This is a genomic window from Streptomyces sp. NPDC045967 (assembly GCF_056430495.1).
Genome location: NZ_JBWKLE010000005.1, coordinates 63079 through 77191 on the forward strand (window position 1 = coordinate 63079; position 14113 = coordinate 77191).

Annotated in this window: 9 protein-coding genes; 3 read left to right on the top strand and 6 right to left on the bottom strand. The window is 68.4% G+C overall.

The features are described from left to right. Positions 1 to 38: 38 nt before the first annotated feature. Positions 39 to 1016: a dTDP-glucose 4,6-dehydratase gene (gene rfbB / locus AC07FY_RS13115; RefSeq protein ID WP_479004703.1), complete on the bottom strand. Its 978-nt coding sequence runs from the start codon at positions 1014 to 1016 to the stop codon at positions 39 to 41. Between the two features lie 82 nt (positions 1017 to 1098). On the opposite strand from rfbB, the gene rfbA reads away from it, so the two are divergent. Both rfbA and rfbC read left to right on the top strand, forming a co-directional pair. Next, positions 1099 to 1974 (top strand): glucose-1-phosphate thymidylyltransferase RfbA, encoded by an 876-nt coding sequence (rfbA, locus tag AC07FY_RS13120; RefSeq protein ID WP_479004706.1) that lies wholly within the window; start codon positions 1099 to 1101, stop codon positions 1972 to 1974. Next, entirely contained in the window at positions 1971 to 2570 is a 600-nt protein-coding gene (gene rfbC / locus AC07FY_RS13125; protein ID WP_479004709.1) for a dTDP-4-dehydrorhamnose 3,5-epimerase, read from the top strand. Before rfbA ends, rfbC begins: the two co-directional genes overlap by 4 nt. 201 nt (positions 2571 to 2771) lie before the next feature. Here rfbC and tuf read toward each other — a convergent pair whose 3' ends face one another. The 4 genes from tuf to rpsL all read right to left on the bottom strand — a co-directional run bounded on the left by tuf (position 2772) and on the right by rpsL (position 7132). Beyond that, positions 2772 to 3965, bottom strand: coding sequence for an elongation factor Tu (gene tuf / locus AC07FY_RS13130; protein ID WP_352214024.1), 1194 nt, complete (start codon positions 3963 to 3965; stop codon positions 2772 to 2774). Positions 3966 to 4115: 150 nt separating this feature from the next. After that, positions 4116 to 6248, bottom strand: coding sequence for an elongation factor G (fusA, locus tag AC07FY_RS13135; protein ID WP_479004713.1), 2133 nt, complete (start codon positions 6246 to 6248; stop codon positions 4116 to 4118). A gap of 39 nt (positions 6249 to 6287) precedes the next feature. Next, positions 6288 to 6758 carry a 30S ribosomal protein S7 gene (gene rpsG, locus AC07FY_RS13140; RefSeq protein WP_007265894.1) on the bottom strand — a complete coding sequence of 157 codons (471 nt, stop codon included), beginning with the start codon at positions 6756 to 6758 and terminating at the stop codon, positions 6288 to 6290. A 2-nt stretch (positions 6759 to 6760) separates the two neighbouring features. Then, positions 6761 to 7132 carry a 30S ribosomal protein S12 gene (rpsL, locus tag AC07FY_RS13145; protein WP_007265893.1) on the bottom strand — a complete coding sequence of 124 codons (372 nt, stop codon included), beginning with the start codon at positions 7130 to 7132 and terminating at the stop codon, positions 6761 to 6763. A 497-nt stretch (positions 7133 to 7629) separates the two neighbouring features. On the opposite strand from rpsL, the gene AC07FY_RS13150 reads away from it, so the two are divergent. Continuing rightward, complete coding sequence (locus tag AC07FY_RS13150) at positions 7630 to 10119, top strand: YfhO family protein (RefSeq protein WP_479004716.1); 2490 nt, start codon at positions 7630 to 7632, stop codon at positions 10117 to 10119. Between the two features lie 64 nt (positions 10120 to 10183). Here the strand turns inward: AC07FY_RS13150 and AC07FY_RS13155 are convergent, their stop codons facing one another. Beyond that, positions 10184 to 14083, bottom strand: coding sequence for a DNA-directed RNA polymerase subunit beta' (locus AC07FY_RS13155; RefSeq protein WP_479004719.1), 3900 nt, complete (start codon positions 14081 to 14083; stop codon positions 10184 to 10186). Positions 14084 to 14113 lie beyond the last annotated feature (30 nt).

The window sequence follows — 14113 nt, forward strand, 5'->3', positions numbered from 1 at the left end:
GCCGGTGACGAGCCAGCGGGCGGCCGTGGGGCGGGTGGTCACTTCTGCAGCGCCGCCTTCGCCTTGAGCGGTTCCCACCAGGCACGGTTCTCGCGGTACCACTCGATGGTGGCCTTGATGCCGTCCTCGAAGGTGACCTGCGGGGCGTAGCCCAGCTCGGCGCCGATCTTGCCGATGTCGATGGAGTAGCGCAGGTCGTGGCCCTTGCGGTCCTCGACCTGCTCGACCATCTCCCAGCCGAGGCCCGCGGCCTCGAGCAGGACGCCGGTGAGCTCCTTGTTGGTGAGCTCGGTGCCGCCGCCGATGTTGTAGACCTCGCCGGCCCGGCCCTTGCGCATGGCCAGGTCGATGCCGCGGCAGTGGTCGGAGACGTGCAGCCAGTCGCGCACGTTGCCGCCGTTGCCGTACAGCGGGACCTTCTTGCCGTCCATCAGGTTGGAGACGAACAGCGGGATGACCTTCTCCGGGAACTGGTAGTGCCCGTAGTTGTTGGAGCAGCGGGTGACCACCACGTCCATCCCGTGCGTGCGGTGGTAGGCCAGCGCGAGCAGGTCGGAGGACGCCTTGGAGGCGGAGTAGGGGGAGTTCGGCACCAGCGGCCACTCCTCGGTCCAGGAGCCCTCGCTGATCGAGCCGTAGACCTCGTCGGTGGAGATGTGGACGAAGCGGCCGACGCCGTGCTTGCGGGCGGCGTCCAGCAGGACCTGGGTGCCCACCACGTTGGTCATCACGAAGGGGCCCGCGCCCGCGATGGAGCGGTCGACGTGGGACTCGGCGGCGAAGTGCACCACGACGTCGTGTCCGGCCATCACCTCGTCGACGGCCTGCGCGTCGCAGATGTCACCGCGGACGAAGGTGTATCCGGGGTGGTCCGCGACCGGCGCCAGGTTCGCTTCGACTCCGGAGTAGGTCAGCTTGTCGAAGACCGTGATCCGGGCCGAGGCATCTGCGCCGAGCTGCTGGCGGACGAATTCTGAACCGATGAAGCCGGCGCCGCCGGTCACGAGGATGCGCATAATACGAAGAGTCTAGCCGCCCGCCGAACGTCACATGCCCTGGGCTCGGCTCCCCCACGGCCTCTCGCATAGGGTTCTCCCCATGCGTGGAATCCTCTTGGCCGGTGGTACCGGATCCCGACTCTGGCCGCTGACCCGGGCAGTCTCGAAGCAGTTGCTGCCCGTCTTCGACAAGCCGATGATCTACTACCCCCTCTCCACCCTGGTGATGGCCGGGATCAACGAGATCCTGATCATCACCACACCGGAAGACCGCGACCAGTTCGAGCGACTGCTCGGCGACGGCTCGCAGTTCGGCCTGCGGCTGGAGTACGCCGTCCAGGAGCGTCCGGAGGGCATCGCCCAGGCCTTCGTGCTCGGCGCCGACTTCATCGGTGACGAGTCCGTCGCGCTCATCCTCGGCGACAACATCTTCCACGGCAGCGGCCTCGGCACGCGCCTGGCCCAGCACACCGACGCCAAGGGCGGCCGGGTGTTCGCGTACCCCGTGGCGGACCCGACGGCGTACGGCGTCGTGGAGTTCGACGAGACGGGCCAGGCCATCTCCATCGAGGAGAAGCCGGCCGCGCCCAAGTCCCGCTACGCGGTTCCGGGCCTGTACTTCTACGACAACCGGGTGGTCGAGATAGCCCGCGGCCTGAAGCCCAGCGCCCGCGGCGAGCTGGAGATCACAGCCGTCAACGACGCCTACCTCCAGGCCGGTGAGCTGAACGTCACCATCCTCGACCGCGGTACCGCGTGGCTGGACACCGGCACCTTCGTCTCGATGGTCCAGGCCTCGGAGTTCGTGCGGGTCATAGAGGAGCGCCAGGGCTTCAAGATCGGCTGCATCGAGGAGGCGGCCTGGCGGGCCGGCCTGATCGACTCCGCGCAGCTGCGCGCGCTGGCCGAGCCCCTCACCAAGAGCGGTTACGGCACCTACCTGCTGACCCTGCTCGACGAGGAGGCCGCGCGATGAAGTTCCGCGAACTCTCCATCGAGGGCGCCTTCGAGGTCAGCCCCCAGCTGCACGGCGACCCCCGCGGCCTGTTCACCGAGTGGTACCGCTTCGACCGGCTCGCCGAGGTCGTCGGGCACCCGCTGAACCTGGCGCAGGCGAACCTCTCGGTCTCCTCCGCGGGCGTGGTCCGCGGCATCCACTTCGCCGACGTGCCGCGCGGCCAGGCCAAGTACGTGACCTGCGTGCGCGGCGCCGTGCTCGACGTCATCGTCGACCTGCGGGTGGGCTCGCCCACCTTCGGCCGCTGGGAAGGCGTCCGCCTCGACGACGTGGACCGCCGCGCGGTCTACATCCCCGAGGGCCTGGGCCACGGCTTCTGCGCACTGACGGACGACGCGACGCTCTCGTACCTCTGCTCGGAGACGTACAACCCGACCGGTGAGCACTCGGTCCACCCGCTCGACGCCGATCTCGGCATCGAGTGGCCGGCCGAGGTCCCGCAGCTGTCCGCCCGGGACGAGGCCGCCCCGTCGCTGGCCGAGGCCGTCGCCTCCGGCCTGCTGCCGGACTACGCCGCCTGCAAGGCGTTCACCGAGTCGCTCCGCGTGAGCTGACCGGCCGCCACGGCGGCTCCGCCGTACGCGAGAGGGCCGCACCCCGGACGGGGGTGCGGCCCTCTCGCGTTTCCCGCGCACCCGGGAACCGGACCACCCGGGGAACGCGAGAGGGCCCCGTCCCTCCGCCGGAGCGGTGGGACGGGGCCCTCCCGTGCAACTCGGTGTCCGGTGAACCGGACCACCAGGTCAGAACACGAATTACTTCGTGATCTTGGTGACCTGGCCGGCGCCCACGGTACGACCACCCTCACGGATGGCGAACTTCAGGCCCTCCTCCATGGCGACCGGCTGGATCAGCGCGACCGACATCTCGGTGTTGTCGCCCGGCATGACCATCTCCGTGCCGGCCGGCAGGGTGACGACACCCGTGACGTCCGTGGTACGGAAGTAGAACTGCGGACGGTAGTTGTTGAAGAAGGGGGTGTGACGGCCACCCTCGTCCTTCGACAGGATGTAGGCCTGGGCCTCGAACTCGGTGTGCGGGGTGACCGAACCGGGCTTGATGATGACCTGGCCGCGCTCGACGTCCTCGCGCTTGATGCCACGGAGGAGCAGACCGACGTTCTCGCCCGCCTGGCCCTCGTCGAGGAGCTTGCGGAACATCTCGATACCGGTGACCGTGGTGGTGGTCTTCTCTTCCTTGATACCGATGATGTCGACGGTCTCGTTGACCTTCAGGACACCACGCTCGATACGGCCGGTGACGACCGTACCGCGACCGGTGATCGTGAAGACGTCCTCGACGGGCATGAGGAACGGCTTCTCGGTGTCACGCGGCGGGGTCGGGATGGCCTCGTCGACGGCGTCCATCAGGCCGAGGAGCTTGTCGCCCCACTCCTTGTCGCCCTCGAGCGCCTTCAGCGCCGAGACGCGGACGACCGGCAGGTCGTCGCCCGGGAACTCGTACTCGGAGAGGAGCTCACGGACCTCGAGCTCGACGAGCTCCAGGATCTCCTCGTCGTCCACCATGTCGGCCTTGTTCAGGGCGACGACGATGTAGGGGACGCCGACCTGGCGGGCCAGGAGCACGTGCTCCTTGGTCTGCGGCATCGGGCCGTCGGTGGCGGCGACCACGAGGATGGCACCGTCCATCTGCGCGGCACCGGTGATCATGTTCTTGATGTAGTCCGCGTGACCCGGGCAGTCGACGTGGGCGTAGTGACGCGCCTCAGTCTGGTACTCGACGTGCGCGATCGAGATGGTGATACCGCGCTGACGCTCCTCAGGAGCCTTGTCGATCTGATCGAAGGCCGAGGCCGCGTTCAGGTCCGGGTACTTGTCGTGCAGCACCTTGGTAATGGCGGCCGTGAGGGTCGTCTTACCGTGGTCAATGTGACCGATGGTGCCGATGTTGACGTGCGGCTTAGTCCGCTCGAACTTCGCCTTCGCCACGGGGGTCCTCCTGAGAGTGGTTCTGTACGCCTTAACTCATCGGCGCCAGGTGATCTTTGCTGGATAGCCGGTTCCCCCGGGGCAACGGGAGTGGTGCTCCTGTTGCCCCAGAGGCTCCGGTGGCAAGCCTAAAGCGTGAACTCCGAAGAGTTACTCGCCCTTGGCCTTCGCGATGATCTCCTCGGCGACGTTCCGGGGAACCTCGGCGTAGGAGTCGAACTGCATCGAGTAGCTGGCGCGACCCGAGGTCTTGCTGCGGAGGTCTCCGACGTAGCCGAACATCTCCGAAAGCGGCACGAGGCCCTTGACGACGCGAGCGCCGTGACGCTCCTCCATGGCCTGGATCTGGCCACGGCGGGAGTTGATGTCGCCGATGACGTCACCCATGTAGTCCTCGGGCGTGGTGACCTCGACGGCCATCATCGGCTCGAGCAGCACGGGAGAAGCCTTGCGCGCGGCCTCCTTGAAGGCCTGCGAACCGGCGATCTTGAACGCGAGCTCGGAGGAGTCGACCTCGTGGTAGCCACCGTCGAGAAGCGTGACGCGAACGCCCGTCATCTCGTAGCCGGCCAGGATGCCGAACTGCATGGCCTCCTGCGCACCGGCGTCGACCGAAGGGATGTACTCCTTCGGGACGCGTCCACCGGTGACCTTGTTCACGAACTCGTACGCCGGACCGTCGGTCTCGGTGATGGGCTCGATCGCGATCTGCACCTTGGCGAACTGACCGGTGCCACCGGTCTGCTTCTTGTGGGTGTAGTCGTGGCGCTCGACGGCCTTGCGGATCGTCTCGCGGTACGCGACCTGCGGCTTGCCGACGTTGGCCTCGACCTTGAACTCGCGCTTCATACGGTCGACCAGCACCTCGAGGTGCAGCTCGCCCATACCGCCGAGGATGGTCTGGCCCGTCTCCTCGTCCGAGTGGACGTGGAAGGAGGGGTCCTCCTCCGCGAGACGCTGGATGGCGACACCCAGCTTCTCCTGGTCACCCTTGGACTTGGGCTCGATGGCGACCTGGATGACCGGAGCCGGGAAGTCCATGGACTCCAGGATCACGGGCTGCTTGTCGTCGCACAGCGTCTCACCGGTGGTGGTCTGCTTCAGGCCCATCACGGCGACGATGTCGCCGGCGCCCACCGAGTCGATCTCCTCACGCTTGTTCGCGTGCATGCGGTAGATCTTGCCGATGCGCTCCTTCTTGCCCTTCACGGAGTTCAGCACCGCAGTGCCGGCCTCCAGGCGGCCCGAGTACACCCGGACGAAGGTGAGCTTGCCGAGGTGCGGGTCGCTCATGATCTTGAAGGCGAGCGCGGCGAGGGGCTCCTCGTCGGACGGCTTGCGCTTCACGACCAGCTCGGCGTCGCGCACGTCGTGGCCCTCGATGGCCTCGATGTCCAGCGGCGACGGCAGGTAGCGGACGACGGCGTCGAGCAGGGGCTGGACGCCCTTGTTCTTGAACGCCGTGCCACAGAACACCGCGGTGATCGTGGGCTCGCCCTTGCCCTTGCCGGAGCCGAGGATGATGCGACGGACGGCGGCGTGCAGCTGCTCCGCGGACGGCTCGTCGCCGTTCAGGAAGAGCTCCATGATCTCGTCGTCGTTCTCGGCGACGGTCTCGACGAGCTTCCCGCGCCACTCTTCAGCGGCCTCGGTGTGCGTGTCGGGGATGTCGACGATGTCGTACATCTCGCCCTTGGTCGCCTCGGCGGACCAGACGAACGCCTTCATGGTGACCAGGTCGACGACGCCCTGGAAGTCGGCCTCGGCACCGATCGGGAGCTGCATGACGATCGGGATCGCACCGAGGCGGTCCTTGATCATCTCGACGCAGCGGTGGAACTCGGCGCCGGTACGGTCGAGCTTGTTGACGAAGCAGATGCGCGGCACGCCGTAGCGGTCCGCCTGACGCCAAACGGTCTCGGACTGCGGCTCCACACCGGCGACACCGTCGAACACGGTGACGGCGCCGTCGAGGACGCGGAGCGAACGCTCCACCTCGACGGTGAAGTCCACGTGACCCGGGGTGTCGATGATGTTGATGGTGTGGTCGACGTCCTCGAGCGGCCAGTGGCAGGTCGTCGCGGCGGACGTGATCGTGATGCCGCGCTCCTGCTCCTGCTCCATCCAGTCCATCGTGGCAGCGCCGTCGTGGACTTCACCGATCTTGTACGACACACCGGTGTAGAACAGGATGCGCTCGGTGGTGGTCGTCTTGCCCGCGTCGATGTGGGCCATGATGCCGATGTTGCGCACCTTGGCCAGGTCAAGCGAAGTGGTAGCCATATCGGCTCAGTCTTCTCTCGGTCTCGATGTGGGTTGGGACTACCAGCGGTAGTGCGCGAAGGCCTTGTTGGACTCGGCCATCTTGTGCGTGTCCTCACGCTTCTTGACAGCAGCGCCAAGACCGTTGGAGGCGTCGAGCAGCTCGTTCATGAGGCGCTCGGTCATGGTCTTCTCACGACGGGCGCGGGAGTAACCCACGAGCCAGCGGAGGGCCAGGGTCGACTGGCGACCCGGCTTGACCTCGACGGGGACCTGGTAGGTCGCGCCACCGACACGGCGGGACTTGACCTCGAGGGACGGCTTGACGTTCTCCAGCGCGCGCTTCAGCGTGATGACCGGGTCGTTGCCGGTCTTCTCGCGGAGGCCTTCCATGGCGCCGTAGACGATGCGCTCGGCGGTGGAGCGCTTGCCGTTCAGGAGGATCTTGTTGATGAGCGACGTCACCAGAGGAGATGCGTAGACCGGGTCGATGATGACCGGGCGCTTCGGGGCGGGGCCCTTACGAGGCATTCTTACTTCTCCTTCTTGGCGCCGTAGCGGCTGCGGGCCTGCTTGCGGTTCTTGACAGCCTGGGTGTCAAGCGCACCGCGGATGATCTTGTAACGAACACCCGGCAGGTCCTTCACACGGCCACCACGCACGAGCACGATCGAGTGCTCCTGCAGGTTGTGTCCCTCACCCGGAATGTAAGCGGTGACCTCGATGCCGGAGGTCAGACGCACACGCGCGACCTTACGGAGCGCCGAGTTCGGCTTCTTCGGGGTGGTCGTGAACACACGCGTGCAGACGCCGCGACGCTGGGGCGAAGCCTCGAGCGCGGGGGTCTTTGTCTTCTCGACCTTGTCCTGCCGGCCCTTACGGACCAGCTGCTGGATCGTAGGCACTACTTCTCCGGTTTCTGTGTGCCGTGTAGTGAAGCTAACCTGGAACTTTGCCGACCCACGCGGTCGGGTGTGTCGGATCCGGCGGACCTCCGCGCAAGCACGGAAACGCATGGATCGCGGTGGCTGATGCGGCTCGCGTGCGGTTGATGGACACGCACGGGAGCCCAGGCACACCCCAGGCACAAGGTCTGAGCGTACCTACCGCATCCACTCCGGTCAAAACAAAAGCCCGCCCGGGCCCACCCGCGAACCCCCACGGCCCATACCCCGCACGGGCGACACCCCCGCACGGCCCCGCCGACTCGCGGATGTGGTAGGGGCGTGGCAGCGACGGCCAGGTCAGCCGACGTCCGGGCGACGTACGCGGCCGGGCGGGCCTCCCACCCGGACTCCGTACGCCCTCCCCCGCCCGCCTCGCCGGGCGAGTGGGCCCGCCCGGCGAACTAAACTGCCGAGCGATTCAACCCGAACGGCACGACCACCAGGGGAGCGGGACATTGGGGACGGTCACCTCGGAGCCGGCCACGGCGGACAGCCCGCCCCCCGAAGGCGGCCACGAGACCGCCCCGCCCCGCCGCCCCGGCAGCCCCCGCCTCGCCCGCCTGTACGGGCCGCTGCTCGCCTTCCTCGTCACCTCGGGCGCCTTCTGCGCGGCCTGGGTTGCCCGGGGCACCTTCCCCTTCGGCGACACCGGCCGGGCCGTCAACGACCAGGCCAACCAGTACGTGCCCTTCCACCGCGCCCTGTGGGACCTGGCGCACGGCGAGGCCGCCGGGGACCTGCTCTTCACCTGGCGCGGCGGCTTCGGACAGCAGTTCCTGTCCGACTACCACACCTACCTCGGCAATCCCTTCTCGTGGCTGGCCGTCCTCGTCCCGCGCGCCCACGTCGACCTCGCCGTCTTCGCGCTCACGCCGCTCACGATGGGCACCGCCGCCGCCCTGATGACGGTGTACCTCGGCAGGCTCCACCCCGGCCCCTGGTGGCAGCGCGGCGTCCTCGGCGCCTGCTACGGCCTGTGCGGCTGGGCGCTCAGCGACGCCTCGTACATCCCCATGTGGCTGTGGGGCCTGGTGGCCCTCCCGATGCTCGGCATCGCCGTGGAGTGGTGCCTGGAGGGCCGCCGGTGGCCCGGGGCGGCCCTGCTGGTCGCGCTCGCCTGGTACGGGAACTTCTACACCGCGATGATGGCGACGATGGCCGCCTGCGTCCTGCTCGCCATCCGCCTGGCCACCCTCGACCTGACGGCCGCGCGCCGGCTGCGCGCGCTCGGTCGGGCCGCCTCGGCCGCCGCGACCGGAATCCTGCTCACCCTGCCCCTGCTGCTGCCGTCCTTCCTGTCCAGCGGATCGGCCCAGCCCACCGGGGCGGCGGCCTTCGACCCGGTGCGGATCGACGTCTTCCTGGCGGGGATGCTCCCGGCCACCCACCTGTGGGGCGGCCGGCCGCGCCTGTACGTGGCCTCCCTCGGCCTGATCCTGGCGGCGACCTTCCTGTTCAACACCGCCATCGCCCGGCGCACCCGCCTGGTGTGGGCGGGCGCGACCCTGCTCGTCCTCCTCTCGTTCCAGTTCCCGCCCACGCAGTACGTGTGGCACGGCCTCGCGGTGCCGAACGGCAACCCCTACCGCGAAGCCTTCGTCTTCAGCGGGATGGTCGTCGTCCTGGCCTGGCTGGCGCTGGCCCACCGGCCGCGCCCCGCGCACCTGGCCCTGGCCGCCGGGCTGCTGGTGGCGGCCGCATTCCTGCTCCGGCACACCAACGACTTCGGCGGCTGGACCTGGCCCGCCGTGCTCGGCGGCGGCGCCGTCTCCCTGCTGGCGCTGGTCCTGCTCACGCTCGGCGGGAAGCACCGCGCCCTGCTCCCCGCGGCGGCCGTGCTGATGGTCGGCGTCGTCTTCGCCGAGTCCGCGGTGGCCGCGGCCAACGCGGACGCCCGCCGGGTCCGCGAACGCTGGGCCAAGCCCGTCGCGACGTCCAACAAGTCGATCAACGAGCACGTCGAGGCCGTCCGGGACGTGGACGGCTGGCCCGCGTACCGGACCGACTCCGGCGCACCGCAGACCTCCTACAACGACGCCCTCGCCCTGCGCGCGGAGGGCCCGCAGTACTACAGCAGCTACCTGCCCGAGGCGACGTACAAGGCGCTGGAGCCCCTCGGTTACGGCTACAAGAACGACGGCCGCACCTTCTTCGGCGCCGACAACCCGGTGCTCGACGCGATCTTCTCGATCGGCGCCCGTGTCCACCCGGGCGCCGCCCCCGGCAGCTGGAGGGCCTCGACGTTCCCGGCGCCGCCCCTCGTCACCGTGCGCGGCGCCCCGTTCACCTCCCCGAACCCCCCGGACAGCGTCTTCGCCCGCCAGGAGAACGTCCTCGGCGCGACCGTCTACCGGGTCCCCCCGGTCACCCGCGGCGGCAGCGCCGGCGAGCAGACGTACGCGGCCGCCTGCACCCCCGGCTCCGAGGCCTACTGGTACTCCCCCGACCTCTACGGCACCCTCTCCTCCGGCGGCAGCCAGCGGCGCCTGGAGGACCGGATGACGGGTGTGGTCCCCCTCGGCACGGTGCCCGCCTCGGGCCGCGTCACCGTCACGGTGGAGACCCGCACCGAGGGCGCCACGGCCGGCGCCCATCCCCTCGGCTGCCTGGACCGCACGGCCCTGGACCGGCAGGTCGCCCACCTGAAGGCGACCGGCGCCACCGAGGTGACCACGGGCGGCCACACCCTGGAGGCCACCCTCCCCCGGGGCGCCACGGGCACCGCGGTCCTCGCGGTGACGGACGTCCCCGGCTGGCAGTGCTCGAGCCCGGTCCGCTCCTTCCACGGCCTGCTCTCGGTACCCCTCCCCCCGGGGACGTCCAAGCTCTCCTGCACCTTCACCCCCAGGGGCCTCACCCCGGGCCTGGCAGGCGCCGCCCTGGGCCTCCTCGCCCTCACCGCCGCCGCGGTCCTCCCCCGCCTCCGCCGACGACGGCGGGGCTGAGCGGAAACGAAGGAACCCCCCGCCGCTCCTCTCGGAGCGACGGGGGGTTCTCTCTTACGAACCTTTAGCCGTTGTACGGGCCGTAGTCGTAGTCCTCCAGCGGGACCGCCTGGCCGGAGCCGGTGCCGAAGGGCGAGTAGTCGATGTCGTCGTAGCCGACGGCCGAGTACATCGCGGCCTTCGCCTCCTCGGTGGGCTCCACCCGGATGTTGCGGTAGCGGGCGAGGCCCGTACCGGCCGGGATGAGCTTGCCGATGATGACGTTCTCCTTGAGGCCGATGAGGCTGTCGGACTTGGCGTTGATCGCCGCATCCGTCAGGACTCGGGTCGTCTCCTGGAAGGAGGCGGCCGACAGCCAGGATTCCGTCGCCAGCGAGGCCTTGGTGATACCCATCAGCTGCGGACGGCCGGAGGCGGGGTGACCGCCCTCGGTGACCACACGACGGTTCTCGGTCTCGAACTTCGACCGCTCGACCAGCTCGCCCGGCAGGAGCTCCGCGTCGCCGGACTCGATGATCGTCACGCGGCGCAGCATCTGCCGAATGATGATCTCGATGTGCTTGTCGTGGATCGACACGCCCTGCGAGTTGTAGACCTTCTGGACTTCGCCGACCAGGTGGACCTGGACGGCACGCTGGCCGAGGATGCGCAGCACGTCGTGCGGGTTGGTGGCACCCATGGTGAGCTTCTGGCCCACCTCGACGTGGTCGCCCTCGGACACGATGACCTTGGCGCGCTTGGAGATCGGGAAGGCCGTCTCGTCGCTGCCGTCGTCCGGGGTGATGACGATCTTCTTCGTCTTCTCGGTCTCCTCGATCCGCACGCGGCCGGCGGCCTCGGAGATCGGGGCGACACCCTTCGGGGTACGGGCCTCGAAGAGCTCGACGACACGCGGCAGACCCTGCGTGATGTCGTCACCGGCCACACCACCGGTGTGGAAGGTACGCATCGTCAGCTGGGTACCGGGCTCACCGATGGACTGGGCGGCGATGATGCCGACCGCCTCACCGATGTCGACCAGCTTGCCGGTGGCGAGCGAGCGTCCGTAGCAGAAGGCACAGGTGCCGACCGCGGACTCACAGGTCAGGACCGAGCGGGTCTTGACCTCCTCGACGCCGTTGGCGACCAGGGCGTCGATGAGCACGTCACCGAGGTCGACGTTGGCCGGCGCGATGACCTTGCCGTCGATGACGACGTCCTCGGCCAGCATGCGGGCGTAGATCGAGGTCTCGACGTCGTCGGCCTTGCGCAGCACGCCGTCCTCGCCGCGGACGGCGATCTTCAGCTTCAGGCCGCGCTCGGTGCCGCAGTCCTCCTCGCGGATGATCACGTCCTGCGAGACGTCCACCAGACGACGGGTCAGGTAACCCGAGTCGGCGGTACGCAGGGCGGTGTCCGCCAGACCCTTACGGGCACCGTGCGTGGAGATGAAGTACTCCAGAACGGTGAGGCCCTCACGGAAGGACGCCTTGATCGGACGCGGGATGGTCTCGTTCTTCGCGTTCGACACCAGACCGCGCATACCGGCGATCTGCCGCATCTGCATCATGTTTCCTCGGGCACCCGAGTCAACCATCATGAAGATGGGGTTCGTCTTGGGGAAGTTCGCGTTCATCGCCTCGGCGACCTCGTTGGTCGCCTTGGTCCAGATCGCGATGAGCTCCTGCGTGCGCTCGTCCTTGGTGATCAGACCGCGCTCGTACTGCTTCTGGACCTTCTCGTCCTGCGCCTCGTAGCCCGCGACGATCTCCTTCTTCGCCTCGGGGACGACGACGTCGGAGATGGCCACGGTGACGCCCGAACGGGTCGCCCAGTGGAAGCCGGCCGCCTTCAGGTTGTCGAGCGTCGCCGCCACGATGACCTTGGGGTAGCGCTCCGCCAGGTCGTTGACGATCTCGGAGAGCTGCTTCTTGCCCACCGAGTAGTCGACGAACGGGTAGTCCTCGGGCAGCAGCTCGTTGAAGAGCGCGCGGCCCAGCGAGGTGCGCAGACGGAAGCTGTCGCCCGGCTGGAACTCCTGCTCGCCCTCTTCGGCGACCGGCGGCACCCAGCCGCGCGGCGGGATGGTGCCCACCGGGAAGCGGATGTCGACGGACGACTGCAGCGCGAGCTCGCCGGCGTCGAACGCCATGATCGCCTCGGCCGTGGAGCCGAACGCGCGGCCCTCGCCCTTGGTGTCACGGAGCTCACCGTCGGTGGTCAGGAAGAACAGACCGAGGACCATGTCCTGGGTCGGCATCGTGACCGGACGGCCGTCGGCCGGCTTGAGGATGTTGTTCGAGGACAGCATCAGGATGCGGGCCTCGGCCTGCGCCTCCGCGGAGAGCGGCAGGTGCACGGCCATCTGGTCGCCGTCGAAGTCCGCGTTGAACGCGGTGCAGACGAGCGGGTGGATCTGGATGGCCTTGCCTTCGACCAGCTGGGGCTCGAAGGCCTGGATGCCGAGGCGGTGCAGCGTGGGCGCACGGTTCAGCAGGACCGGGTGCTCGGCGATGACCTCTTCGAGCACGTCGTACACGACCGTGCGGCCGCGCTCGACCATGCGCTTGGCCGACTTGATGTTCTGCGCGTGGTTCAGGTCGACCAGGCGCTTCATCACGAACGGCTTGAAGAGCTCCAGCGCCATGGCCTTCGGCAGACCGCACTGGTGCAGCTTCAGCTGCGGACCGACGACGATCACGGAACGCGCGGAGTAGTCCACGCGCTTGCCGAGGAGGTTCTGGCGGAATCGACCCTGCTTGCCCTTCAGCATGTCGCTGAGGGACTTCAGGGGACGGTTGCCGGGACCGGTCACCGGACGACCACGACGACCGTTGTCGAAGAGGGCGTCCACGGCCTCCTGGAGCATGCGCTTCTCGTTGTTCACGATGATCTCGGGGGCACCGAGGTCGAGAAGGCGCTTCAGACGGTTGTTGCGGTTGATCACGCGGCGGTACAGGTCGTTCAGGTCGGAGGTCGCGAAGCGGCCACCGTCCAGCTGCACCATCGGACGCAGGTCCGGCGGGATCACCGGCACGCAGTCCAGCACCATGCCCTTGGGGCTGTTGCTGGTCTGCAGGAACGCGGAGACGACCTTGAGGCGCTTGAGCGCTCGGGTCTTCTTCTGGCCCTTGCCGGTACGGATGATCTCGCGGAGGCGCTCGGCCTCCTCCTCGAGGTCGAAGGACTCCAGGCGCTTCTGCAGCGCCGCGGCACCCATCGAACCGTCGAAGTACGTGCCGAAGCGGTCGCGCAGCTCGCGGTAGAGCAGCTCGTCGCCCTCGAGGTCCTGGACCTTGAGGTTCTTGAAGCGGGTCCACACCTCGTCGAGGCGGTCGATCTCGCGCTGGGCGCGGTCGCGGAGCTGCTTCATCTCGCGCTCGGCGCCTTCGCGCACCTTGCGGCGCACGTCGGCCTTGGCGCCCTCGGCCTCGAGCTCGGCCAGGTCGGTCTCGAGCTTCTTGGCACGGCCTTCGAGGTCCGCGTCACGGCGGTTCTCGATCTGCTGGCGCTCGACGGAGACGTGGGCCTCCAGCGACGGCAGGTCGCGGGTACGGCGCTCGTCGTCGACAAACGTGATCATGTACGCGGCGAAGTAGATGACCTTCTCGAGGTCCTTCGGCGCGAGGTCCAGCAGGTAGCCCAGGCGCGACGGGACGCCCTTGAAGTACCAGATGTGGGTGACGGGAGCGGCAAGCTCGATGTGGCCCATCCGCTCACGGCGCACCTTGGCGCGCGTGACCTCGACGCCGCAGCGCTCGCAGATGATGCCCTTGAAGCGGACACGCTTGTACTTGCCGCAGTAGCACTCCCAGTCCCGGGTCGGACCGAAGATCTTCTCGCAGAAGAGTCCGTCCTTCTCGGGCTTGAGGGTGCGGTAGTTGATGGTCTCCGGCTTCTTGACCTCGCCGTGCGACCAGGTTCGGATGTCGTCCGCGGTGGCAAGGCCGATCCGCAGCTCGTCGAAGAAGTTGACGTCGAGCACTGTGCGTCAATCCCTCTTTCGGGGTCGAGT

Excerpts from the sequence above, each read along its gene's own strand:
- rfbC (WP_479004709.1), top strand. The coding sequence starts at position 1,971 with ATGAAGTTCCGCGAACTCTCCATCGAGGGCGCCTTCGAGGTCAGCCCC.
- rpsG (WP_007265894.1), bottom strand. The coding sequence starts at position 6,758 with ATGCCTCGTAAGGGCCCCGCCCCGAAGCGCCCGGTCATCATCGACCCG.
- rfbA (WP_479004706.1), top strand. The coding sequence starts at position 1,099 with ATGCGTGGAATCCTCTTGGCCGGTGGTACCGGATCCCGACTCTGGCCG.
- rfbB (WP_479004703.1), bottom strand. The coding sequence starts at position 1,016 with ATGCGCATCCTCGTGACCGGCGGCGCCGGCTTCATCGGTTCAGAATTC.
- fusA (WP_479004713.1), bottom strand. The coding sequence starts at position 6,248 with ATGGCTACCACTTCGCTTGACCTGGCCAAGGTGCGCAACATCGGCATC.